Here is a 23,379-nt window from a genome sequence, read left to right as displayed (position 1 = left end):
CTAAATAGCTGATCCTAATTTCGCTCCAGTTGCATAAGCCCATGTCCATTACCGGGGAACGGGGCGGCATGATCCAGGAAGTAGAACACGCGACGTAATAACTCACCCAATGTGCGGCATTGGTGGTTCCGGGTGATCGTTTCATGGAGGGCATGCCACAGCCGCTCAATCTGGTTCACCCATGGCGAATACACCGGCTGAAAAAGCACGATGAACTTCGGATTTTTTGCCAGCCATCGCTGTGCTTTTTTGCTCTTGTGGATGATGTAGTTATCCAGGATCAGCGTGATGCTCTTGGCGCGCCGATAAGTCCGCTTTAGTGTTTGGAGCAGTGACAAGAACAAGTCCGTGTCTTTGCTATCGCTCGCCACATAGGTCACGTTACCTGTTCCGGCATGCAGGGCGCCAGCGAGGTAATGTTTGCGATTCTGGCCCGGAGTTGCCACTTTCTTCTGCTTCCCTCGCATCATCCAGTCCGCCCCCAGCTTGGGATTTAGGTGGATATCCACCTCATCTTCATAGAACACGGGATGGTCCGCACTGCAGCGTCCCAAGGCCTCATTGATAGCGGCCATTTTCCGCTCTTTATGGGGATCGCGGATGTGCAAAGTGGGCGCGGCCCGGCGCCAGACAATCCCTAGCCTGGGCAGCCATCGCCGTATTGTTGAAGCATGCAATGTCAGGCGCCAACTCCGTTTGAGTTCAAGCGCCATCAGTTCGGTACTCCAACGCGAGCGCTGATATCCGAGCTCCTGTGGAGACAACTGGATCAACAGCTGTAATAGACCCGAGATGTGAGCAAATGGCAGCACCGGCTTGCGCCCCCGAGGCTCGCTTTCAAGCCCCTCCAGACCGTACAAGGTGTACCAGTTCACCCAGCGATTGATCGATGACCGGGCGGCGGCTGTGAGCCGAGAAACAGCCGAGACACTGTGCCCGTCAGCAAGGAGCAAGATGGCGTTGAGCCTCCGGCAGAGATCTTTATCTTTGGTCCGGTGCATCTTGTTGATGATCCGGCGTCGCTCATCATGGTCGGGGAGTGTTAGTATCATTTCGGGCTCGGCTCGTTTGTCGTTTGATTGGTTTGGCGATTAATCAGATCGCACAAACGACGCCGAGTTCCCTTCTTTCCCGGATAAGTGATCTACATTTCGGAACGGTTATTTAGATCTGTACACTCAATAAAAAGAGACCGGCTATATGCCGGTCTCTTTTTTGGTAACAGGGAGGGATATTATTTTTATGACATCGATATAAAGAACACGAACGTCCGATTACGCTTCGCTAATCTAACCTACGAGCTATCAATTCTTTATCGAGTCCATATACAACCGTTGCATGTAGTCATAGTGTTCTGAATTTAGCTCGCTATATTTAACATCTATTTTATGAGCCCCAACATAATTAAAGTCAGCGAGTTCTATGCATTTCAAAATCAAGTCATCTATCTCACTTCTTTTTTCCTTTACTGCTAATAACTGAGATTTATTTAAGCAGTATGCGGCAAAATCTGCAATTTGTAGGAATGGATTTCCACTTGATCTTTCGAAAGATATCGATGCACGCTTAGTAATACCTCGCAATAATGGTAACACCATTTCACTACCTGCTTTTCTGCGCCCCTCATCGAAAATGATAGAAACAGGAGTTTTAAAATCATTATCTATCAAATAATGTTTTGCTTTTATCAATGCCATAAACATAGCCATATCACTATGTTCATATAATTTCAGTGCCCCATACTTTGCTCCCTTACCAAGGGAAATATTGTTCCTAGCGTAATAAGAAGGAGCCCAAGACTGAACTAAACACGTGAATTTGTAATGTGAAAAAATCTCACAAAATGTACTAAATATACCTAATCGCATATCAGAGTCTATTTTAGCCCACTCTCCTTGGCCATTCATTATTTCAGTAAGATGACATTCTGTCGTTTTGAGCTCATCTTTAAATAGGCCTAACACACCATTCATCTGTGTTCGTACCTCATCAATAACATTAGGCTCAAATAAAACACCAACATATGTTTTGCGCTCAGAGTCTAAATATTTTGAATTAAGAGACTTGCCTGGAGAGCCGGTATCATCAAATGCAATTAGTGTATTCACTTTATGCCCTTCTTGTTATTAGTTTTTATCTTATAAAACGCCCCCCATCTTGCGATGGAGGGCGTTTTATTTTCCGGCTATTGGGCCTGCGCGGCCCAACGTTCAGGAATTACAGGGGCTGTTACAGAGACTCTGCGGTCGCAACCACATTTTCCACGGTAAAGCCGAATTCCTTGAACAGCAGCTCGGCCGGTGCGGACTCACCGAAGGTGCGCATGCCGATGATCTTGCCGCCAAAGCCCACGTACTTGTACCAGTAGTCGGCGATGCCCGCTTCGATGGCCACGCGCTTGGTGACGGCGGCTGGCAGGACGGACTCCTTGTACTCGGCGGACTGGGCATCGAACACGTCGGTAGACGGGATGGAGACCACGCGCACGGCACGGCCCTTGGCAGTCAGCTGCTCATAGGCGGCCACGGCCAGCTCCACTTCGGAACCGGTGGCGATCAGGATCAGCTCCGGGGTACCGGCGCAATCCTTCAGCACATAACCACCCTTGGCGGCATCGGCCAGTTGCTGGGCGGTGCGGTCCATCTGGGCCAGGTTCTGACGGGAGAAGATCAGGGAGGTCGGGCCGTCGGTACGCTCGATGGCGTGTTTCCAGGCGATGGCGGACTCTACCTGGTCACACGGGCGCCAGGTGCTCATGTTCGGGGTCAGACGCAGGGAGGCGATCTGCTCCACCGGCTGGTGAGTCGGACCATCTTCACCCAGACCGATGGAGTCGTGGGTGTAGACGAAGATGGCGCGCTGCTTCATCAGGGCGGCCATGCGCAGGGCGTTGCGGGCGTACTCCATGAACATCAGGAAGGTGGCGCCGTAGGGGATGAAACCACCGTGCAGGGCGATGCCGTTCATGATGGCGGACATGCCGAACTCGCGCACGCCGTAGTGGATGTAGTTGCCTGCGGCGCTCTCGGGAGTCAGGGACTTGGAGCCGGACCACATGGTCAGGTTGGACGGCGCGAGATCCGCGGAGCCGCCCATGAATTCCGGCAGCAGCTTGCCGAAGGCTTCCAGAGAGTTCTGGGACGCTTTACGGGTCGCGATCTTGGCCGGGTTGGCCTGCAGGGTTTCGATGATCTTGGCGGATTCAGCAGCCCAGTTGGCCGGCAGCTCGCCAGTGGTGCGGCGCTTGAATTCGGCAGCCAGGGCCGGGTGAGCGGCTTCATAGGCGGCGAACTTGGCAGACCAGTCGGATTCGAGCTTGGCGCCCTTCTCCTGACCGTTCCACTCGGCGGCGATGTCGGACGGGATGACGAACGGCGCGTGGTCCCACTTCAGGAAGGCACGGGCGGCGGCGATCTCGTCGTTGCCCAGCGGTGCGCCGTGGCAGTCGTGGGAGCCGGACTTGTTCGGGGAACCGTAGCCGATGATGGTGCGGCAGCAGATCAGGGTCGGCTTACCGGTCTCGGCCTTGGCGGCTTCGATGGCAGCGTTGATGGCTTCCGGGTTGTGACCGTCAACGGCCGGGATGACGTGCCAGCCGTAGGCTTCGAAGCGCTTGGGAGTGTCGTCGGTGAACCAGCCTTCTACGTGACCGTCGATGGAGATGCCGTTGTCATCCCAGAACGCGATCAGCTTGCCCAGACCCAGGGTGCCGGCCAGGGAGCAGGCTTCGTGGGAGATACCTTCCATCAGGCAGCCGTCGCCCATGAAGGCGTAAGTGTAGTGATCGACGATGTCGTGACCCGGCTGGTTGAACTGCTCGGCCATGGCCTTCTCGGCGATCGCCATGCCCACGGCGTTGGTGATGCCCTGACCCAGCGGGCCGGTGGTGGTTTCAACGCCCGGCGCATAACCGTACTCCGGGTGACCCGGGGTGCGAGAGTGCAGTTGGCGGAAGTTTTTCAGATCGTCGATGGAGAGGTCATAACCGGAGAGGTGCAGCAGGGAGTACAGCAGCATGGAGCCGTGGCCGTTGGAGAGAATGAAACGGTCGCGGTCGGCCCACTTGGGGTTGTTCGGGTTGTGTTTGAGGTGGCTGCGCCACAGCACTTCAGCGATATCCGCCATTCCCATGGGGGCGCCCGGGTGACCGGAGTTGGCTTTTTGAACGGCATCCATACTCAATGCACGAATGGCATTGGCAAGCTCTTTACGAGAAGGCATCTGTATCTCCTGCGATTGCTTCATTTGATGGCCAAGATTAAGGCGCGTTATTGTCCCAGCAGGGGGCGCGGCGTGCAAATATTATCTGGGCGAATAAAGTGGCTTTGGGAGCACAATCGCTTTTCTGGGCGGGGAAAACGATTCAATCCGCCCCCTGCCTTACCTCCATGGAGGTGGATCCCTTCCCCGTCCCGCCCCGGGCGGCTCCACCCCCAAATAGTGCTGGCAATCACCGGATGACCTATTTAAAATAGACGTCCAGATGTAGATACCTCTACAGTCATCCTGTCATTATCCGGTTATGGCCAAGGCGATAACCCTTACGAATCGAGAACCAAACATGGCAAAGCTGTTTACTTCCGAGTCGGTCTCCGAAGGCCATCCCGATAAAATCGCCGACCAGATCTCCGATGCGGTGCTGGACGCCATCCTGCAGCAGGACACCAAGGCGCGCGTCGCCTGCGAAACCCTGGTCAAGACCGGCATGGTGATGGTAGCCGGCGAAGTGACCACCTCTGCCTGGGTCGACATCGAACAGATCGTGCGCGACACCGTGCGCGAGATTGGTTACACCCACTCCGACATGGGCTTCGACGCCGACTCCTGCGCCGTGCTGAACGCCATCGGCAAACAGTCTCCGGACATCAACCAGGGTGTCGACCGTACCGACCCGCTGGAGCAAGGTGCCGGTGACCAGGGCCTGATGTTCGGCTACGCCACCAACGAAACCGACGTGCTGATGCCCGCGCCCATCACCTATTCCCATCTGCTGGTGAAGCGTCAGGCAGAAGTGCGCAAGAACGGCACCCTGCCGTGGCTGCGTCCGGACGCCAAGAGCCAGCTGACCTTCGCCTACGACGACGCAGGCAAGATCCTGGGTGTCGATGCCGTGGTGCTCTCCACCCAGCATTGCGACTCCATCAGCCACAGCGATCTGGTGGAAGCGGTGCGCGAAGAGATCATCAAGCCGGTGCTGCCCGCCGAGTGGATCAACAAGGACACCAAGTACTTCATCAACCCGACCGGCCGTTTCGTCATCGGCGGCCCCATGGGTGACTGCGGTCTGACCGGTCGCAAGATCATCGTCGACACCTACGGCGGCATGGCCCGTCACGGTGGTGGTGCCTTCTCCGGCAAGGATCCGTCCAAGGTGGACCGCTCCGCCGCCTACGCCGCCCGCTACGTGGCCAAGAACATCGTGGCCGCAGGTCTCGCGGATCGCTGTGAAGTGCAGGTCTCCTACGCCATCGGCGTGGCCGAGCCCACCTCCATCAGCGTCGAAACCTTCGGCACCGGCAAGGTGGCCGAAGCCCTGCTGGTCAAGCTGGTGCGCGAGTTCTTCGAGCTGCGCCCCTATGGTCTCATCGAGATGCTGGATCTGAAGCGCCCGATCTACCAGGCAACCGCCGCTTACGGCCACTTCGGCCGCGACGAGTTCCCCTGGGAGAAGACCGACAAGGCCGAGCTGCTGCGCGCTGCCGCCGGCCTGTAAGGCTCGAGGTTGTGATAAAAGGGGAGCCTGGCTCCCCTTTTGCTTTTGTGTCCTGTCCCGAGGATCCCATGCCTGCCACTGCCACCCGGCTTGACCCCGCCCTCATCGAGACGCTGCTCGCGCGCGTCGAGGCCTGCTTTGTACAGGCTGAAACGCGCCTTGGCCGCACCTTTCCCCGCCCGCAAATCCATTGCAACATGCGGGGCCGGGCGGCAGGGTCTGCGCGGCTGCAAACCTGGGAGCTGCGTTTCAATCCGGCGCTCTATCAGGCCAATCAGCAGGCGTTTCTCAGGGAAGTGGTGCCCCACGAGGTGGCGCACCTGCTGGTCTATGCGCTCTGGGGAGAGGGGCGTGGCAAGAGCCGGGTACTGCCCCACGGCCGCCAGTGGCAGTCGGTGATGCGGGAGCTGTTCGGTCTCGAACCCAGCACCACCCACAGCTTCGATCTGGGGGTGCTGGCCCAGCGCACCTTCGTGTATGCCTGCGCCTGCCAGCAGCATCCCCTCTCCGTGCGCCGCCACAACAAGGTGATGCGCGGCGAGGCCCGCTATCACTGCCGCCGCTGTCGCCAGCCCCTGGTGTGGCAGCGCGACACGACGGCGGATTGAGTCACCCCGTGTCGCGCTCCTGTGATAGGGTGCGCGCTTACTTCATTCAACTGTCTCATTGCCAAGGATATTCATGTTTCGCCCTCTACTCTCCCTCTGCCTGGCCCTGCTGGTCAGCGCCCCGGCCCATGCCGACAACATCCAGACCTTTCGCGCCGCCAAGCAGGATCTGAACAAGCTCTACCAGAGCCACCCCGTCACCTTCTACTGCGGCTGCAACATCAAGTTCAGCGGCAAGAAGATGGCCCCCGACTGGGAGAGCTGCGGCTACCTGCCGCGCAAGCAGGCCGAGCGGGCCTCCCGCATCGAATGGGAGCACGTGGTGCCCGCCTGGGAGTTCGGCCACCAGCTCCAGTGCTGGCAGGACGGAGGTCGCAAGAATTGCGGCAAGAGCGACGAGTTCAACAGGATGGAGGGAGACATGCACAACCTCTTCCCCGCCATCGGCGAGGTGAACGGCGATCGGGCGAACTTCCGCTTCAGCGACTGGAACGGCAAACCGAACCAGTACGGCAAGTGCCAGATGCTGGTGGACTTCAAGGAGCGCCAGGTGCAGCCACCCAAGGGGCCGGTGCGTGGCCAGATCGCCCGCGCCTACCTCTACATGAGCCAGCAGTACGGACTGCGTCTGGCGGCCCAGCAGCGCAAGCTTTACGAAGCCTGGGACAGGCAGTATCCGGCTGATCGCTGGGAGTGCGAGCGCAACCGCCGTATCGGCAAGCTGCAGGGCAATACCAATCCCTTCATTGAAAAGCAGTGCCAATAACCCCATTTGACCAGGGAGGGGGAGCGTCCCCCTCATCCTGAATCCCTTCACTCTCTGTCTCGCGAGCCTTGCTCGCCGCCGTGCAGTAGGGTATTGAAGGGTTTCCAAGCAAGAGACTGACTATCAGCCATGCGCATTCCACGTATCTATGAACCGGCCAGCCTGCAGGTTGGCCAGACCCTCGTCCTGTCGGAAGACGGTGCCAATCACATCGGCCGCGTGCTGCGCATGCAGCCGGGCCAGCAGCTCGAGCTGTTCAACGGCGACGGCAACCAGTACCCCGCCACCATCGCCAACGTCGGCAAGAAGTCGGTGGAAGTGACCATCGACAGTTGCGAGACCCGCTCGGTGGAGTCCCCCCTTGCCATCCACCTGGGTCAGGTGATCAGCCGCGGCGACAAGATGGACTTCACCATCCAGAAATCCGTGGAGCTCGGCGTCACCTGCATCACGCCCCTCTTCTCCGAGCGCTGCGGCGTCAAGCTGCCCGCCGATCGGCTGGAGAAAAAGCGCGAGCAGTGGCAAAAAGTGGTGATCAGCGCCTGCGAGCAGTGCGGCCGCAATACCGTGCCCGAGGTGCGCATGCCGATGGAGCTGGACGCCTGGCTGGCGGAAGAGACTCAGGAGCTCAAGCTCAACCTGCACCCGCGCGCCCCTTACAGCATCAACACCCTGCCCATCCCCGAGCACGGCGTGCGCCTGCTGATCGGCCCGGAAGGGGGCTTGTCCAGCGACGAGATCGCCCGTACCGTGCAGGAAGATTTCAAGGAGATGCTGCTGGGGCCGCGGGTGCTGCGCACCGAAACCGCCGCCCTGACGGCGATTACTGCGCTGCAATGCCGCTTTGGCGATCTGGCCTGAAACCAGTCCAATGTCTTACTGCGAGGTCGTGATCAAGGCTCATGCGCTGCTCGGAATCCTCACGTATGTCTATACGCTCCGGTTCCTGCGCTGCTCTTTACCTTGCTGACGACCTCTCGTGACAGACCTTGAACAAGTTTTAAGAATCTCACTCGCAATCGAGCCACCAGAAGGAATCTCGGATGACCATCAAACTCGGCATCGTGATGGACCCCATCTCGGCCATCAACATCAAGAAGGACTCCAGCTTCGCCATGCTCGAAGAGGCGCAAAAGCGCGGCTACGAGCTGTTCTATCTGGAGATGAAGGATCTCTACATGGAGGCCGGTCGCGCCTTCGGTACCATGCGTCCGCTCACCGTCAAATATGACTATGCCGACTGGTACACGCTGGGCGAGGTGGTGGATCAGCCGCTCTCCAGCCTGGACGTGATCCTGATGCGCAAGGATCCCCCCTTCGACACCGAGTTCATCTACGCCACCTACATGCTGGAGCGGGCCGAGGATGAGGGCTGCCTCATCGTCAACAAGCCCCAGAGCCTGCGCGACGCCAACGAGAAGCTCTACACCGCCTGGTTTGCCGAACACACCCCGACCACGCTCGTCACTCGCAGAGCCGACAAGCTGCGTGCCTTCCACGCCAAGCACAAGGACGTCATCCTCAAGCCGCTCGACGGCATGGGCGGCGCCTCCATCTTCCGCATGAAGGAGGATGACGCCAACGTCGGCGTCATCATCGAGACATTAACCTCTCACGGCAGCCAGTACTGCATGGCGCAGACCTATCTGCCCGCCATCAAGGATGGCGACAAGCGGGTGCTGGTGGTGGACGGTGAACCGGTTCCCTACTGCCTGGCCCGGATCCCGGCCCAAGGGGAGACCCGTGGCAACCTGGCGGCCGGCGGCCGTGGTGAGGCGCGCCCTTTGAGTGACGCGGACTGGGCCATCGCCCGCGCGGTAGGCCCGACCCTGAAAGAGAAGGGGCTCATCTTCGTCGGCCTCGACATCATCGGCGATCGCCTGACCGAGATTAACGTCACCAGCCCGACCTGCATCCGCGAGATTGAGGCGGCCTTCGACGTCTCCATTACCGGCATGCTGATGGACGCCATCGAGCGCCGACTGGGCCGCTGACCCCTTCCCCAGCGACCCGTTGCCGCGGCGAGAAAACACACACAAGGGGCCGTGAGGGCCCCTTTGACTGCCGCCCTCCTGCCGGCAAAAAGCGGTTTTGCCCGCCGCCATCAACTGCCATAATCACCCCAAATACCTTTGCACGCTTAGAGATACATACGCTCCATGCAAACACTGCAAAATCACTTTCTGCTCGCCATGCCGAGCCTCACGGACGCCTATTTCCAGCGCTCCCTGGTCTATCTGTGCGAACACAGCAGCGAAGGCGCCATGGGACTGGTGGTCAACATTCCGGTCGACATGTCCCTGGACGCCATGCTGACCAAGCTCAACCTCAATCCCCCCGCCACCGCCGAGATGAAACAGCCGGTGTTGCAGGGGGGCCCGGTGCACGGGGATCGCGGCTTTGTGCTGCACAGCTTCCGCCCGGGCTTCAACTCCACCCTGCAGGTGAGCGACGAGATGATGGTCACCACCTCCAAGGACATCCTGGAGACCCTGGGCACCGACGAGGCGCCGGACCACTGGCTGGTGGCGCTCGGTTACGCCGGCTGGAGTGCAGGCCAGCTCGAGCAGGAGCTGGTGGATGGCGCCTGGCTGGTGATCCCCCCCAATCCCAAGCTGGTCTTCGATACCCCCATCCACCTGCGCTGGCAGCAAGCCGCCGCGAGCATTGGGGTCAACCCCCTGCACCTCTCCAGCCAGGTGGGCCATAGCTGACACCCCGGCCCTCCCCTCCGGGGGAGGCGGCACGCTCCCCCCTCACGAGCAGGGGGAGGCAGGGAGGGGGCTTCCCCCTTCATTTATCCATCCATTTCGAGGAGACCCCATGTCATCACGCAGCATCATGGGCTTTGACTACGGCACCAAGAGCATCGGTGTCGCCATCGGCCAGGAGCTCACGGGCAGCGCCCGCCCCCTTCGCTCCCTCAAGGCCAACGACGGCATCCCCAACTGGGACGAGATAGAGAAGCTGCTCAAGGAGTGGCAACCGGATCTGCTGATCGTCGGTCTGCCCCTCAACATGGATGGCACGGACCAGGAGATCACGGTGCGGGCTCGCAAATTCGGCAATCGCCTGCACGGCCGCTTCGGCAAACCGGTGGAGTTCAAGGACGAGCGGCTCACCACCACGGATGCCCGCGCCCGCCTGTTTGAACGTGGCGGCTACAAGGCGCTGGACAAGGGGAGCGTGGACGGCGTCTCCGCCCAGCTCATCGTCGAAGCCTGGATGGAAGAGCAGTACGACTAAACCGGGGAGCCTCCTCCCCCTTGCTTCTCTTTCGCCGCCCTGCTCTCCATGGGCCCGCCCCAGGCAAAACGCGTCATCCCCGCCGCGACCAGGCCATAGAGCCGCCGGATCTCCCCCCGCAACCACATCACCTTGGCATCCTGATTGTGGCGCTTGTGCCACAGCAGGATGAAGGCGATCTCCAGCTGGGCATAGAGAGACTCTTCCAGCGGCAACGGCATGGGGATGAGGTCGGGGTGGTGTCTGGCGGCATAGTCCGCGCAATATGAGGGCACCACGGCGATCAGCTCGTGGCTCTTTTGGGCGGCGATGTGCAGCGCCTGCTCGAAGCTCGCCACCATGATGGGCACCTGCCGCCTGTGGCCTTCGTCCTCCAGCAGATCATCCAGTGCCCAGCTGTCGCTGGCCTCCCACACCACGCTCACCTGGGGGCAGGCCAGAAAGCGGGTCAGCGACCACGTCTGCCCGAGCAAGGGGTGATCCTTGCGCAGGAACACCACGGGACGATCGCAGAACAGCACCTCGTGATCGATGTAATAGGGCAGCCGGTTGACCCTGGCATGGGAGCGGCCGTGGGTCTCCCGGGCACAGAAGCCGAGATCCGCCTCCCCGTTGACGATGTCGTTGAGAGAGTGGTGATCCCAGCCCAGCATCCTGACCACGGAGTGGGGGTACTTCTGGTAGATGGTCGTGGGCAGCTCGCTCAGGAAGCTGATGCCAAAGGGGGACTCCATCACCAGACTGAAGCGGGCCCCCTCGGGGATCGCCTCGCTGTTGAGGGTGCTGATGCTCTCGGTGAGCTGGAACCAGGTCTTGAGCTCCTCCGCCAGGGTCAGGGAGAGATTGGTCGGCTGCAAGCCCTGGCGCACGCGCACGAAGAGGGGATCCCCGAACCAGTCCCGCAGCTTGCCAAGCTCCTTGCTCACCGCCGACGGGGTGACACACAGCTTCTTGGCCGCCCCCGCCACGCTGCGCTCCTGCATCAGGTGCCTGAAGACCACCAGCAGGTTCAAATCGAGTTCACCCAGATTGCTCATCGCTTCTCTCCTATCCCCGAGCCCGAACTCGCCGTACCGCACGCCATGGTAGCAGCACCTTGACCACCAGGTATCCGAGCAGCGCCAGCAGGAGTGCCAGGATCAGCATCCAGAACGCAGGCATCCCCAGATGGCCCATCCCCCAGATGAAGAGCCCGGACAACCCTATCTGCATGATGCAGAGCAGGGCGCTGGCCGATGCCACCTGATCCCCGCACACATCCAGCGCCTCCCCCATCGCCACCCCGAACCCGCAGGAAAACCCGATGCAGACCAGGGCAAACCCCGCCAGCAGCCAGGACAGGCCGCCTTCGGGCCCGCTGCTGCACAGCAGGGCGAGCAAGGCCAGCAGGTAGGCGAGGTGGGAGAGCGCCAGCACCCTTGCCTTGCCGAGCCAGCGCAGCAGCAAGGGGGTCAGGAAGGAAGCGGACATGCTCACCCCGGCCATCGCCATCATCAGCCGGGTGTACTGCTCGGGAGGCAGACCGAACGTGGTCATCAGGACGAGGGGCGAGACGCTCACATAGACCAGGATGGCGGTCACGCTGGCGCTGGTCAGCAAGGCGCGCAGCATGAAGGGGGCCGTGCCCAGCAGGGCCAGCGGCGATGCCCCCGCAGGCTGGCGGGCGGGGCGGGTCTCCTTGAGCAGTCGCAGGTTGACCAGGGCACTGATGACAGCCACCAGCGCCATGCCCACGAAGATGCCGCGCCACTCGAAGTGCGACAGGATGAGATAACCGAGTACGGGAGCCAGCACCGGAATGACGCAGATCACGCCGTTGATGAGGGAGAGAGCCATCGCGAGGCGCGCCTGGCTCAGCACATCCCGCAGCACGGTGAAGGTCATGATGTAGAGCGCTCCAGCGCCCACCCCTTGCCAGAAACGCCCCAGATAAAACTGGGCGATGTCGGTCGCCTCCGCCGCCACCAGGGAGGCGACCACGAAGATGAGGGCGCCCCCCAGCACCACGGGGCGCCTGCCATGGCGATCCGCCAGCATGCCCCCCGGCAGCACGGTAGCCGCCATGCCCAGCAGATAGATGGAAAAAGCGGTGTGGATCTGCGCCTCGCTCCCCTGCAGGGTTTGCGCAATGCGGGGGACGGCCACCAGATAGAGATCGATCCCGAGGGGATAGAGGATGATCATCAGAAAAGTACACAGCAGAAACATACCCATGAAGGCTCCATAGCAGCAGGTTTCACCATCACAGGTGCGCTGTCAGCGAGATTGACAACTCAATCCTGCAAAAGCAGAGGAAGATGCCGGGCACTATAGAGCGGGCGGCCTGCCGGGGCCTAGTGACGAGATGGCACTCGGTGGATGACAATCCGGACATCTCCCGCAGGAGAGGTCCGGACTGGCATGCTCATCGACCCGCCCCCTGCCAGGTCGCCCTTGAGGGGGCGGGTCCGAGGTAACGGGCACGCCGCGATGCGACGTGCCCTCAAGGCTCAGCGACGGCGCACCATTACCTGGCCAGTTGCGTCAGGATGGCGTGGGCCGCCTGGATGCGCGCCTCGTTGGGGTAGTTGCGATTGGCCAGCATGACGATGCCAATCCCTTTGGCCGGCACGAAGGCCACATAGGCCCCGAAGCCGTTGGTCGAGCCGGTCTTGTTGAAGAGCACAGGGTGCCCTGCCGCAGCGGGCGCGGGCGCCGCCGGGTTCGCATTGTAAATCATCGCCGGGGAGTTGCCCGCCAGCAGCGTCTGCTCGCTGACGGGATAGGCGTAACGCTCCCAGCCCAGTCCCTGGGTCATCTCCCCCACCGCATACTGGCCCTGGTGAGTCAGATCGATGGCCTGCTGCATGGCCGCATTATCCACCCCGCTGATGTTCGCCTTCACAAAGCGCAGCAGATCCGCCGAGCTGGTCTTGATGCCGTAGGCCTCGTCCGCCAGCATGCCGGGAGTGACGCGGATCAGCTTGTCCTCCTTCGAGTAGCCGTAGGCGTAGTGCCCCATGGCCTGCTCGGGCACATTGAGGTAGGTATGGTACAGGCCAAGCCCCGGCAGGATCGTCTGCTCCATCAGGCGATCGAACGGCTGCTTCATGCTGCTCGCCGCCAGATAGCCAAAGAGCCCGATGCTGGGGTTGGCGTACTGGCGATGGGAACCCGGCGAGTAGGCTGGGGTCCACTGGCGGTAGTAGGCCTGCATCTTCTCGAGCGAATCCACCTCCTCGGGGAATTGCAGCGGCAAGCCGCCCGCGCTGTAGGTAGCCAGCTCCCCCATGGTGATGTTGTCAAAGGCGGATCCCTTGAGCCAGGGGGCGAACAGACTCGCCTTGTCATCGAGCTCGAAGCCCCCCTGCACCACGGCGTAGGCCCCCAGCGTCGCGGTCAGGGTCTTGCTCACGGAGCCTATCTCGAACAGGGTCTGCTCGCTGACACCGACCGCGCGCTCCCGATCGGCCACACCGTAGTTGAAATAGTGGGCCTTGCCATCCTTGAGCACGGCCACCGCCATGCCCGGGATCCTGTGCTCCTTGAGCAGCGGCCGGATGCTGGCATCCACCACGGGGCGCAGGGGATCGGTCGCCGCCTTGTCACCGGCATGAGCCAGACCGGCCCACATCAGGGTGGCCAGAGCGCCCCACAGGATGGATTGTCGTTGTTGCATTGCATGTCTCCTGACTGTCGTTAGCAAGGTATCGCCATGGCGGCGAGTGATGAGCCCAGCATAGTCCCGCGAGGTATGCTGCCGATGAGGCTCTGTGAAGTCTGTGTGAAGCCACCCCCTCTTTTTACCCATGAAAAAGGGGAGCCATGGCTCCCCTTCAATCACCTTGCAACACGGGCTTATTTCTTGCCCGGGTTGTCCCAGATCCCCTCTTCCAGCTGACTGCGCAGCTCGGGGTACTTGTTGGCATCGAAGGTGGGGACGCGCCCCAGCTTGAGCTGGTCGTTGTAGTCCTTGGCCAGCTTGATGGCGACGCCGGAGAGCAGCAGGATGGCCACCAGGTTGACGATGGCCATCAGCCCCATGGAGACATCCGCCAGAGCCCACACGGTCGGCAGCTCGCCCACAGAGCCGAACATCACCATGCCCAGCACGAACATCCGGAACAGCATCAGGCCGCCCTTGTGGTTGTGCTCGAGGAACACCAGGTTGGTCTCCGCATAGGAGTAGTTCGCGACTATGGAGGTGAAGGCGAAGAAGAAGATGGCCGCTGCGATGAAGATGTTGCCACCGCCGCCCACCTGGGAGGAGAGCGCGCGCTGGGTCAGCTCGACACCGGTCACGCCGGAGCCCGGCTCGAACTGGCCGGACATCAGGATGATGGCGGCAGTACAGGTACAGATGACGATGGTATCGAGGAAGACCCCCAGCATCTGCACATAACCCTGGGAGGCCGGGTGCGGCGGATAGGGGGTGGCAGTGGCGGCAGCGTTGGGGGCAGAGCCCATGCCGGCCTCGTTGGAGAAGAGACCGCGCTTGATGCCGTTGATCATCGCCTGGGAGATGGCATAGCCCATGGCGCCGGAACCCGCCTGCTCGATGCCGAACGCAGACTTGATGATCAGGGCCAGCACGCCGGGCAGCTCGCTGATGTTCATGGCCACCACGAACAGCGCCATCAGGATGTAGGCGAGCGCCATGAAGGGCACCACCAGCTCGGCGAAACGTGCGATGCCGCGGATGCCGCCGAAGATGATGAGGCCGGAGAGCACCACCAGGGCCAGACCGCTCACCCAGTCAGGGATGCCGAAGGCGACGTTCATGGCCAGGCTGATGGAGTTGGCCTGCACCGCGTTGAACACCAGACCGAAGGCCAGCAGCAGGCAGAGGGAGAAGACCACCCCCATCCAGCGCATGCCGAGGCCGCGCTCCATGTAGTAGGCGGGACCGCCCCGGTAGTTGCCGTCCTCGTCCTTGACCTTGTAGAGCTGGGCCAGGGTGCTCTCCACGAAGGCGGTGGCCATGCCGATGAAGGCAATCAGCCACATCCAGAAGACGGCGCCAGGGCCACCCAGATAGATGGCGACGGCCACACCGGCCAGATTACCCGTCCCGACACGGGCCGCCAGGCTGGTACACAGAGCCTGGAAGGAGGAGATGCCGGCGCTGTCGGATTTGCGACTGTTGCGCAGGACCGAGAACATGTGGCCGAAGTGGCGGATCTGGATAAAGCCCAGACGGAAGGTAAAGAAGATACCGACCCCGATCAGCAGGTAAATGAGCACGGCTCCCCACATCAGGTCGTTAATCATTGCAATCAAGGTGTCCATAATTCTCTCGTTGTTATCACATCCATGGCCAGTCTGCGCTGACCGCTCTCTGTCAATTTCCGAACCAGCATTGCGCCGAAGGGGCGGAATCTAGCATAGGGAGGGAATTCAGAATAGTGACAGGGCTCACTGGGGAGACAAAAAACGAGCAATCTGATGCAAAAAAGCTTCATTTAGCACGCAATAAATCAACAAAAATTGATGCGCAACCCAGCGCCCTTACAAATTAGAGCCAATAGAGAACCATTTTACAACTCATCCCATGGGGGTAAAAACCGCTGAGTGAAACGACATCAGGGAGACAAGCGTTTGCCTCTCATGCCCCATCGGCAAGGGGTTGTAACGCAAAACGTTTTACACGTAATTAAATTTCAAGTAGCTGACAGAACTATTTATGTGACCTCCCGCACAAATTCATGAATCCACCAAAATAATTGCGCTTTTCCATGTCGGAGCCAGCCGCCACACCATTAATAAAACTCGTTTTTTATCAAACACTTTCACCCGACAGCCGGTACCGCTTTCACCACCTGGCTGATTCGCATACAAGCCCCCCTATTGCAGGATGCGCCACATCCGTATTAATTAGGCAGGCAATGACGATGGGGCCTGCCCATCGCCCCTTTCTGAGCCTGAGCCGCCGGGATCTTGTAATTTAATTTCAGAACTGCCGTCTCATGCCCGCCACCCTGGGATTGCTCCCTCATAAAGAGATGATATTTGCCATGGCCGATAAATTGACCCAGCTGAAAGCCCTGACCACAGTGGTTGCCGATACCGGCGACATCGAAGCCATCAAGCGCTACCAGCCCATCGATGCCACCACCAACCCCTCTCTGGTACTCAAGGCCTCCGAGATCCCCGAGTACGCAGCCCTGATCCAGGACGCCATTGCCTGGGCCAAATCCCAGAGCCAGGACAAGACACAGCAAATCATCGACGCAGGCGACAAGCTGGCGGTCAACATCGGCCTCGAAGTGCTGAAAATCGTCCCGGGCCGCATCTCCACCGAAGTGGACGCCCGCCTCTCCTTCGACACCGACGCCAGCATCGCCAAGGCCCGCAAGCTGATCCGCCTCTACAACGAAGCCGGTATCAGCAATGATCGCATCCTGATCAAACTGGCCTCCACCTGGGAAGGCATCCGTGCCGCCGAGGTGCTGGAGAAAGAGGGTATCCAGTGCAACCTGACCCTGCTGTTCTCCTTCGCCCAGGCCCGCGCCTGTGCCGAAGCCGGCGCCTTCCTCATCTCCCCCTTCGTGGGCCGCATCCTCGACTGGTACAAGGCCAAGAACGGCCGTGACTACACCGCCAGTGAAGATCCGGGCGTGGTCTCCGTCACCGCCATCTACAACTACTACAAGCAGCACGACTACCCGACCGTGGTCATGGGCGCGAGCTTCCGCAACACCGGCGAAATCCTGGAACTGGCCGGCTGCGACCGCCTGACCATTGGCCCCGCTTTGCTGGAAGAGCTGAGCAAGACCGAAGGCACCGTGGTGCGCAAGCTGGACTACACCGGCGAGCGCACAGCCAAACCGGCCCCGATGACCGAAGCCGAGTTCCGCTGGGAGCTGAACCAGGACGCCATGGCCGTCGAGAAGCTGGGGGAAGGCATCCGCCTGTTCGCCATCGACCAGGGCAAGCTGGAAACCATGCTGGCAAGCCATCTGTAAAGCCGCTCGCCACACGGCTCTCACAGAGCGAAGTGGCACCGCAAAAACCGGGCTCCCGAAAGGGCAGCCCGGTTTTTTTGTGCCTGTTTCCGGTTGTCACAACTTCGTCATAAAAACGTTTTATTTTCAAAGGCGTCGTGTTATACGGATGGTGAAAACCATAAAACCAAGGAGGGAGCCATGGACATGTTCAACTTCGATTTTGACGAGGTCGTTGAGCTGGGTTCACGTAGCCGCGGGACAACGGGAAAAAAACGCAAATGGCGTGAGATTGAGGCGCTTAAAGACAAGCACCGCCTGCAAAAGGAGCTGCAGGCCATCGACATCGCCTATGAAGGATCGGACGACCTGGAGCTCTGATACGCCCACGTCGCCCATGTTTCACTCCAGCGAGTGGAGCCATAAAAACAGCGCCCCGGATTGACCGGGGCGCTGTTTTTATGGGTGAACCTCCTTTCAGGCTGCAGGCAGCGAAAGCTGTTTGGCCAGCGCCTGGAAGTGCTGGCTTACCTCCGCCCCGAACAGGGGATCATTGATGGCCCGGTTCTGCCAGAGCTGTTCGAGATGACGCCAGTCATCCTCGGTCAGGGAGTCGCGCAGATGGGGGAAGATGACCCCTTCCTCATAGTTCATGTGCGCCTCCTGCTGCTCGATGAACTGCTCCAGACGGGCCACGAACTGATCCAGCGGGATGACCGCATCCATCAGGATCATCTCCACCATCTCCTTGAGCTCGGTCCCTGCATCCAGCAGACGGGCGTGCTCCTCGTGCAGCCGGTTGGCCACTTCCCCCTCCACCACCCTGTATTTCAGGTAGTAGTCATAAATCATGTCTTCCTTCGGGTGGTGGTACTTGTCGGATACCTCGCGCAGATAATCCACCACATCCCGCAGCAGGAAGTAGCTCACCGGCTGCTCATTGCGAATGGCCGCCAGCTTTTGCTTGAGCAGCGTCAGCAACCGGGTGATGTTGAGGTGGTCCTTATGCAGACTGGATAACATGGGCACTCCTTGCACTGAAATGAGAAAACGTCTGTCTCGAGTATACGGTCATTTATTGCCTGAACTTTGCACTCAATCAAGTCGGATGCAGACAGCGGCTGCACCAGCCTCTCACCACAGAGGGCACAGGGGAGACCATTTCCCCTGTGCATTTACGGCGTCAGGCCGCCGGATCGGCGCAGACCGAGAGCCAGTCGATGGGACTGCGTCCTTGCTGGACCAACAGGCGATTGGCCTCGGAGAAGTGGCCGCAACCGATGAAACCGCGATGGGCAGAGAGCGGGCTGGGATGGGGGGCGCTCAGCACATGATGGCGCGACCGGTCGATGAAGCGCCCTTTCTTCTGGGCATGAGCGCCCCACAGCAGGAAGACGACGCCCTGGCAATGGGCATTGATCCGCTCGATGACTCGATCGGTAAAAGTCTCCCACCCCAGGTGGGCGTGAGAGTGCGCCATGCCAGCCTGTACCGTCAACACCGTATTGAGCAGCAGCACTCCCTGTCTGGCCCAGGATTCCAGGAAGCCGTGATTGGGTGTGACAAAACCCGGCAGATCCCGCTGCATCTCCTTGTAGATGTTGACGAGGGACGGCGGCGTGCGCACTCCGGGCAAGACGGAGAAGCAGAGGCCGTGCGCCTGGTCCGGTCCGTGATAGGGATCCTGCCCCAGGATCACCACCTTGACGTCATCCAGCTCGGTCAGTTTGAAGGCATTGAATACCTCGGTCGCCGGGGGATAGATCACCTTGCCCGCCTCCCGCTCGGCCCTGACGGTGGCCAGGGTGTCCATGAAATACGCCTGCTCTTTCTCCGAACCAATCACATCTTTCCAGGTCAGCACACCCGTCTCCTCTCGTTGCGAATCCACTCCTTCCATCCTGGCTGGCATGCCAGCCTCTCCCTCTCCCCACTCCCCGCCTTCTGTCCAGCTTGGCACCGCTATCTCCTCGGTCAATAGAGCAAGGGGCTCAGGATAGGGTCCTCGCCCCCAAGACGCAACCGCATGGAGGTCAGGCTCAGCCTTGCCAGCCTGGGAAGTGGCGGCGGCGTTCACGGGCCATGACCGAGGCTGCGTCGACACAGGAATAACAGGGCGTCCTTCGGACAGGCCTCTGGGCAGGCCGGTTTTCGCTGACGCCAGCAATAAACCCTAAAGGTGTGGTTAAATTACTAGATATGAATAATAAAAAATGCATAATTCATATATCTTACAAAAACAGAAAAATGATCTGTTTTTGATTCAACTCAATGATTTAATCCCTTTCAATGCGCGCAAAATGGGGTTTTATTGATTTGGATCAATTTTCGTAATATTACCGTCGTGGTATATATGGCCCCAACGAAGTAAAGGTGTAAGGCAAGGCCCCGTTAAATCATTCCTTCCAAGAGGTGGTTTAAAAACATCAGGGTAATGTGCTTACCGTTGAATCCGCTTTCCTATGAGGAGTCATACCATGATCAAGGGCATCCAAATCACCCAGTCCGCCAACGCCGCTCTGCTGAACTCTTTCTGGCTGCTGGACGAAGAGAAACAACAGGCTCGCTGCATCTGCGCCAAGGGCGACAGCTTTGCCGCCGATCAGGAAGTCAGCCTCTCCGACCTGGGTCAATTCGAATACCGTGAACTGCCGGTTCAGCAAGAGCCTGTGGCCGAAGGGGGTCAGCACCTGAACGTCAACGTACTGCGCCGCGAAACCCTGGAAGACGCCATCGCCAACCCGGAAAAATACCCGCAGCTCACCATCCGCGTCTCCGGTTACGCCGTGCGTTTCAACGCCCTGACCCCGGAGCAGCAGCGTGACGTGGTCACCCGCACCTTCACCCAGAGCCTGTAAGGCGCCCTGCGTAAAGAGATAAAAAACGGCCCCCTCGGGCCGTTTTTTCATGGGTGATGATCGCCGCCGGAACCTGGGTCAGCTTCGCAGGTCCACCGGCCTTGCCACCACGGGTTTCGCCAGGGCGTCCTGCATGGTGGCCTCGTCGAGCTGATCGCAGTAACGGGCCACCACCAGGGTCGCCACCCCGTTGCCGATGAGGTTGGTCAGGGCGCGCGCCTCCGACATGAAGCGATCAATCCCGAGGATCAGCGCCAGCCCGGCCAGCGGCAGATGCCCTACCGCCGAGATGGTGGCTGCCAGCACGATGAAGCCACTCCCCGTGACTCCGGCCGCCCCCTTGGAGGAGATAAGCAGCACCACCAGCAGGGTGAGCTGATGGAACAGGTCCAGCGGGGTGTTGGTCGCCTGGGCGATGAAGACGGCTGCCATGGTCAGATAGATGGAGGTGCCGTCCAGGTTGAAGGAGTAACCGGTCGGGATCACCAGACCCACCACCGATTTCTTGCAGCCCAGCGCCTCCATTTTCACCAGCATGCGCGGCAATACGGATTCCGACGAGGATGTTCCGAGCACGATCAACAGCTCTTCCCGGATATAGGCAATAAAGCGCACAATGCTGAAGCCATTGGCTTTGGCGATACTGCCGAGCACCAGGAAAATAAACAGCAGGCAGGTCAGATAGAAGCTAGCAATTAATTGCCCCAGCTGCACCAAAGAACCAATACCGTATTTCCCTATGGTGAATGCCATGGCGCCAAATGCCCCGATCGGCGCCAGTTTCATGATCATGTTGATGATGCCGAAAATAACCTGAGAGAAACCATCGATGATATTGAAGATGGGTTTTCCCTTCTCCCCGATATGATGCAGGGAAAATCCGAACAGGACGGCAAACAGCAACACCTGGAGTATATTGCCGCCGGCAAAGGCACCGATGACGCTGGCCGGTATCACATCCAGCAGGAAGGGAATTATCCCCTGGGACTGGGCCTGATCCGCATAGACGGAGATGGCGCTGGCGTCGAGTGAGGAGGGATCCACATTCATACCGGCCCCGGGTTGCAGCACGTTGACCACGCACAGACCGATGATCAGGGCCAGGGTGCTCACCACTTCAAAATAGATCAGCGCAATGGCACCGGTTTTGCCCACCGCCTTCATGCTTTCCATGCCGGCAATGCCGGTGACCACGGTACAAAAAATGACGGGGGCGATGATCATCTTGATTAATTTAACGAAGCCATCACCAAGGGGTTTCATATCTGCGCCCAGACTCGGATAGACATGTCCCAGACATATTCCGATGGTGATTGCCAATATCACCTGAAAATAAAGGCTACTGACAATTTTCTTGTGCATGCTCAACGTCCTGTTAATAAGTGTGACTCCACTGACAGCAAATAACGCATGCAGCAGTCTGCGGCGAGAAATAGGGTTATCTCACCCGCTTCATACCTTTTTGCCATCCTGACGGTCGCTACTTTTGCATGTCATAAGAAGCAAATAAGAGACATCAATCACACAACATATTTAACATCCGTCATTCCGCACCTGATTTTCCCTTTTTCGCGGCTTGACAGCGATCGGCTGTTTTGATCTATTACTGCTTTTTGCAGGTCGCTCATCATGCCCGCTCCCCGCATCGCCATCCGTAACCTTGATCACCTCGGCTTGGTCGCTGGCCTGTGCCAAGAGCTCGATATCGCCCGCATGATCGATGCGGTGCTGCCCAAAAACCAATCCTTCAAAGTCTCTCATGGTCAGGCGTTGGTGGCCATGATCATCAACGGCTTAGGCTTCCATAGCAGCACCTTGCACCTGTTCCCGCGGTTCTTCGCCAACAAGCCGGTCGAGCGATTGATCGGCCCCGGGCTCTGCGCCGATGATCTTAATGATGATGTGCTCGGGCGCTGTCTGGATGCGCTGTTTGCGGCCGATGTGTCGACGCTTTATCAGGTGATGGCCGAGCAAGTGGTCGCCAAGCTGGGGCTCAAGCCCACGGCGGTGCATCTTGATATCACCAGCTTTCACGTCGATGGCGCCTATGACTGCGCCGATGGCGAACAGACCGGCCGGCTGCAACTGGTGCGGGGATACAGCCGTGACCATCGGCCAGAGCTCAATCAGGTGATCCTGGAGCTGATCTGTGAGAATCAGGCCGGCTTGCCGGTGTACCTGCAAGCGCTCAGTGGCAACAGCAACGATAACAGCGCCTTTCGCGAGACGGTTAAGCGCCACCTGCGCAGCCTCAAGTCCGCGCAGGAGAGCCGCTATCTGGTCGGTGATGCAGCGCTGTACTGCGCCGAGACCCTACACCTGTTGCATCATCAGCGCCAGCTGTTCATCACCCGCGTGCCGCGCACCCTGACGGAAGCACGGAATGCTGTGGCAGCCATTAGTGAGGCGCCGCTGACCGCGCTGGGCGATGGCTACCAGGGGCGCTGGCTGGATGCCGACTACGCGGATGTGCCGCAGCGCTGGCTGCTGGTGCGCAGCGAAAAGGCCAACCATGCCGAGCAGAAAACGCTGGCCAAGCACCTGCTGGGCGACAGCACCCGCGAGCTCAAGGCGTTCACCAAACTGTGCGCGCGGCGCTTTGCCTGTCAGGCCGATGCCGAAGCGGAGCTGGCGCGCTTTGCCAACGGGCTGAAACTACTGGAGATTGTGCAAGGCCACGTGCTGACGGAGCCCGTTTACGCCAGCGCCGGCAGACCCAAAAGCGGCCAGCAACCCGACAGCTATCAGTACCGCATCGAGGGTCAGGCCGCGACCTGCCTGGAACGGGTGGAGGAGGCCAACGCCCAGACGGGCGTGTTCATCCTGGCCACCAACGACCTGAGCGGCACCCTGACCATGGCCGAACTGCTGGCCACCTACAAGGCACAGCAAACGGTTGAGCGCGGCTTTCGTTTCCTCAAAAGCCCCGAGTTTCTGACCTCATCGCTCTATCTGAAAAAGCCGGAGCGCATTGAAGCCCTGTTGATGGTGATGACCTGCAGCCTGATGATTTACGCCGCGCTGGAGCACCGTATCCGCAAAGGGCTGGTTGCCCAAGGCCGCAGCGTGCCGGACATGAAGAAGAAACCGACGCAGAAGCCAACCGCCCGCTGGATCTTCCTGTGCTTTGGCGGGATCCACGAGTACAGCCTGGGGGGCGAACCAGCCCAAGTGACCGACATCAACACCGTTCAGGAGACCATCATCGACGTTCTCGGCCCTCGATACCGGCAGATTTATTCATGAAGCGGGTGCGGAATGTCGG

Annotated in this window: 21 protein-coding genes; 11 read left to right on the top strand and 10 right to left on the bottom strand. The window is 59.7% G+C overall.

Translation table 11 applies throughout. The features are described 5' to 3' along the window. Nucleotides 1–14: 14 nt before the first annotated feature. The 3 genes from AB5Y54_RS16790 to tkt form a co-directional block, all read right to left on the bottom strand. Nucleotides 15–1,052, bottom strand: coding sequence for an IS630-like element ISAeme16 family transposase (locus AB5Y54_RS16790; RefSeq protein ID WP_041206064.1), 1,038 nt, complete (start codon nt 1,050–1,052; stop codon nt 15–17). A gap of 252 nt (nt 1,053–1,304) precedes the next feature. Further along, complete coding sequence (locus tag AB5Y54_RS16785; protein ID WP_368154047.1) at nt 1,305–2,108, bottom strand: DUF3800 domain-containing protein; 804 nt, start codon at nt 2,106–2,108, stop codon at nt 1,305–1,307. Nucleotides 2,109–2,229: 121 nt separating this feature from the next. Beyond that, a complete protein-coding gene (gene tkt / locus AB5Y54_RS16780) occupies nt 2,230–4,221 on the bottom strand; it encodes a transketolase (RefSeq protein WP_368154046.1) in 1,992 nt (663 codons plus the stop codon). Between the two features lie 340 nt (nt 4,222–4,561). On the opposite strand from tkt, the gene metK reads away from it, so the two are divergent. From metK to ruvX, 7 genes are all read left to right on the top strand, one after another. Further along, on the top strand, nt 4,562–5,713 hold the full coding sequence (metK, locus tag AB5Y54_RS16775) for a methionine adenosyltransferase (RefSeq protein WP_010673869.1): 1,152 nt from the start codon (nt 4,562–4,564) through the stop codon (nt 5,711–5,713). A gap of 68 nt (nt 5,714–5,781) precedes the next feature. Beyond that, nucleotides 5,782–6,321 (top strand): SprT family zinc-dependent metalloprotease, encoded by a 540-nt coding sequence (locus tag AB5Y54_RS16770; RefSeq protein WP_221366277.1) that lies wholly within the window; start codon nt 5,782–5,784, stop codon nt 6,319–6,321. Between the two features lie 73 nt (nt 6,322–6,394). Further along, nucleotides 6,395–7,087, top strand: a complete 693-nt coding sequence (locus AB5Y54_RS16765; protein WP_039040144.1) for an endonuclease — start codon at nt 6,395–6,397, stop codon at nt 7,085–7,087. 129 nt (nt 7,088–7,216) lie between these two features. Beyond that, a complete protein-coding gene (gene rsmE, locus AB5Y54_RS16760) occupies nt 7,217–7,948 on the top strand; it encodes a 16S rRNA (uracil(1498)-N(3))-methyltransferase (RefSeq protein WP_128273791.1) in 732 nt (243 codons plus the stop codon). 182 nt (nt 7,949–8,130) lie between these two features. After that, nucleotides 8,131–9,081 carry a glutathione synthase gene (gshB, locus tag AB5Y54_RS16755; RefSeq protein ID WP_069651516.1) on the top strand — a complete coding sequence of 317 codons (951 nt, stop codon included), beginning with the start codon at nt 8,131–8,133 and terminating at the stop codon, nt 9,079–9,081. Between the two features lie 165 nt (nt 9,082–9,246). Next, nucleotides 9,247–9,801 carry a YqgE/AlgH family protein gene (locus tag AB5Y54_RS16750; protein ID WP_010673864.1) on the top strand — a complete coding sequence of 185 codons (555 nt, stop codon included), beginning with the start codon at nt 9,247–9,249 and terminating at the stop codon, nt 9,799–9,801. A gap of 109 nt (nt 9,802–9,910) precedes the next feature. Then, nucleotides 9,911–10,333 carry a Holliday junction resolvase RuvX gene (gene ruvX, locus AB5Y54_RS16745; protein WP_043762048.1) on the top strand — a complete coding sequence of 141 codons (423 nt, stop codon included), beginning with the start codon at nt 9,911–9,913 and terminating at the stop codon, nt 10,331–10,333. Here ruvX and yidZ read toward each other — a convergent pair. The 4 genes from yidZ to AB5Y54_RS16725 all read right to left on the bottom strand — a co-directional run bounded on the left by yidZ (nt 10,330) and on the right by AB5Y54_RS16725 (nt 15,601). Next, nucleotides 10,330–11,370, bottom strand: coding sequence for an HTH-type transcriptional regulator YidZ (yidZ, locus tag AB5Y54_RS16740; RefSeq protein WP_368154044.1), 1,041 nt, complete (start codon nt 11,368–11,370; stop codon nt 10,330–10,332). The two genes, ruvX and yidZ, sit on opposite strands and share 4 nt — an antisense overlap. 10 nt (nt 11,371–11,380) lie before the next feature. Beyond that, nucleotides 11,381–12,547 carry an MdtL family multidrug efflux MFS transporter gene (locus AB5Y54_RS16735; protein ID WP_223918326.1) on the bottom strand — a complete coding sequence of 389 codons (1,167 nt, stop codon included), beginning with the start codon at nt 12,545–12,547 and terminating at the stop codon, nt 11,381–11,383. A gap of 292 nt (nt 12,548–12,839) precedes the next feature. After that, a complete protein-coding gene (gene blaMOX / locus AB5Y54_RS16730) occupies nt 12,840–13,991 on the bottom strand; it encodes a CMY-1/MOX family class C beta-lactamase (protein WP_368154043.1) in 1,152 nt (383 codons plus the stop codon). A gap of 179 nt (nt 13,992–14,170) precedes the next feature. Then, nucleotides 14,171–15,601, bottom strand: a complete 1,431-nt coding sequence (locus tag AB5Y54_RS16725) for a sodium:alanine symporter family protein (protein ID WP_010673860.1) — start codon at nt 15,599–15,601, stop codon at nt 14,171–14,173. Between the two features lie 725 nt (nt 15,602–16,326). On the opposite strand from AB5Y54_RS16725, the gene tal reads away from it, so the two are divergent. Together tal and AB5Y54_RS16715 are read left to right on the top strand one after the other, a co-directional pair. After that, nucleotides 16,327–17,277 carry a transaldolase gene (gene tal / locus AB5Y54_RS16720; RefSeq protein ID WP_200164170.1) on the top strand — a complete coding sequence of 317 codons (951 nt, stop codon included), beginning with the start codon at nt 16,327–16,329 and terminating at the stop codon, nt 17,275–17,277. Between the two features lie 180 nt (nt 17,278–17,457). Further along, nucleotides 17,458–17,637 carry a DUF3545 family protein gene (locus AB5Y54_RS16715; protein ID WP_010673858.1) on the top strand — a complete coding sequence of 60 codons (180 nt, stop codon included), beginning with the start codon at nt 17,458–17,460 and terminating at the stop codon, nt 17,635–17,637. 96 nt (nt 17,638–17,733) lie between these two features. Here the strand turns inward: AB5Y54_RS16715 and AB5Y54_RS16710 are convergent, their stop codons facing one another. Then, nucleotides 17,734–18,279 carry a hemerythrin domain-containing protein gene (locus tag AB5Y54_RS16710; protein ID WP_041212588.1) on the bottom strand — a complete coding sequence of 182 codons (546 nt, stop codon included), beginning with the start codon at nt 18,277–18,279 and terminating at the stop codon, nt 17,734–17,736. 160 nt (nt 18,280–18,439) lie between these two features. Then, nucleotides 18,440–19,120 (bottom strand): uracil-DNA glycosylase, encoded by a 681-nt coding sequence (ung, locus tag AB5Y54_RS16705; RefSeq protein WP_010673856.1) that lies wholly within the window; start codon nt 19,118–19,120, stop codon nt 18,440–18,442. Nucleotides 19,121–19,733: 613 nt separating this feature from the next. Between ung and grcA the strand changes: the two genes are divergently transcribed. After that, nucleotides 19,734–20,114, top strand: coding sequence for an autonomous glycyl radical cofactor GrcA (gene grcA, locus AB5Y54_RS16700; protein WP_200164188.1), 381 nt, complete (start codon nt 19,734–19,736; stop codon nt 20,112–20,114). 78 nt (nt 20,115–20,192) lie between these two features. On the opposite strand, the gene AB5Y54_RS16695 is transcribed toward grcA, so the two are convergent. Further along, entirely contained in the window at nt 20,193–21,476 is a 1,284-nt protein-coding gene (locus tag AB5Y54_RS16695; RefSeq protein ID WP_041212586.1) for a dicarboxylate/amino acid:cation symporter, read from the bottom strand. Between the two features lie 267 nt (nt 21,477–21,743). Between AB5Y54_RS16695 and AB5Y54_RS16690 the strand changes: the two genes are divergently transcribed. Then, nucleotides 21,744–23,360 (top strand): IS1634 family transposase, encoded by a 1,617-nt coding sequence (locus tag AB5Y54_RS16690; RefSeq protein WP_323888334.1) that lies wholly within the window; start codon nt 21,744–21,746, stop codon nt 23,358–23,360. Nucleotides 23,361–23,379 lie beyond the last annotated feature (19 nt).

The sequence above is a fragment of the Aeromonas sp. s9 genome, from assembly GCF_040907765.1.
In the GTDB taxonomy this organism is placed as follows: domain Bacteria; phylum Pseudomonadota; class Gammaproteobacteria; order Enterobacterales; family Aeromonadaceae; genus Aeromonas; species Aeromonas caviae.
Note: the sequence above shows the minus strand (reverse complement) of the source record. Positions and strands in the feature narration are given on the sequence as shown.

Coding starts and splice junctions, on each gene's coding strand:
- AB5Y54_RS16790 (WP_041206064.1), bottom strand. CDS start 1,052: ATGATACTAACACTCCCCGACCATGATGAGCGACGCCGGATCATCAAC.
- tkt (WP_368154046.1), bottom strand. CDS start 4,221: ATGCCTTCTCGTAAAGAGCTTGCCAATGCCATTCGTGCATTGAGTATG.
- metK (WP_010673869.1), top strand. CDS start 4,562: ATGGCAAAGCTGTTTACTTCCGAGTCGGTCTCCGAAGGCCATCCCGAT.
- AB5Y54_RS16770 (WP_221366277.1), top strand. CDS start 5,782: ATGCCTGCCACTGCCACCCGGCTTGACCCCGCCCTCATCGAGACGCTG.
- AB5Y54_RS16765 (WP_039040144.1), top strand. CDS start 6,395: ATGTTTCGCCCTCTACTCTCCCTCTGCCTGGCCCTGCTGGTCAGCGCC.
- rsmE (WP_128273791.1), top strand. CDS start 7,217: ATGCGCATTCCACGTATCTATGAACCGGCCAGCCTGCAGGTTGGCCAG.
- gshB (WP_069651516.1), top strand. CDS start 8,131: ATGACCATCAAACTCGGCATCGTGATGGACCCCATCTCGGCCATCAAC.
- AB5Y54_RS16750 (WP_010673864.1), top strand. CDS start 9,247: ATGCAAACACTGCAAAATCACTTTCTGCTCGCCATGCCGAGCCTCACG.
- ruvX (WP_043762048.1), top strand. CDS start 9,911: ATGTCATCACGCAGCATCATGGGCTTTGACTACGGCACCAAGAGCATC.
- yidZ (WP_368154044.1), bottom strand. CDS start 11,370: ATGAGCAATCTGGGTGAACTCGATTTGAACCTGCTGGTGGTCTTCAGG.
- AB5Y54_RS16735 (WP_223918326.1), bottom strand. CDS start 12,547: ATGGGTATGTTTCTGCTGTGTACTTTTCTGATGATCATCCTCTATCCC.
- blaMOX (WP_368154043.1), bottom strand. CDS start 13,991: ATGCAACAACGACAATCCATCCTGTGGGGCGCTCTGGCCACCCTGATG.
- AB5Y54_RS16725 (WP_010673860.1), bottom strand. CDS start 15,601: ATGGACACCTTGATTGCAATGATTAACGACCTGATGTGGGGAGCCGTG.
- tal (WP_200164170.1), top strand. CDS start 16,327: ATGGCCGATAAATTGACCCAGCTGAAAGCCCTGACCACAGTGGTTGCC.
- AB5Y54_RS16715 (WP_010673858.1), top strand. CDS start 17,458: ATGGACATGTTCAACTTCGATTTTGACGAGGTCGTTGAGCTGGGTTCA.
- AB5Y54_RS16710 (WP_041212588.1), bottom strand. CDS start 18,279: ATGTTATCCAGTCTGCATAAGGACCACCTCAACATCACCCGGTTGCTG.
- grcA (WP_200164188.1), top strand. CDS start 19,734: ATGATCAAGGGCATCCAAATCACCCAGTCCGCCAACGCCGCTCTGCTG.
- AB5Y54_RS16695 (WP_041212586.1), bottom strand. CDS start 21,476: ATGCACAAGAAAATTGTCAGTAGCCTTTATTTTCAGGTGATATTGGCA.
- AB5Y54_RS16690 (WP_323888334.1), top strand. CDS start 21,744: ATGCCCGCTCCCCGCATCGCCATCCGTAACCTTGATCACCTCGGCTTG.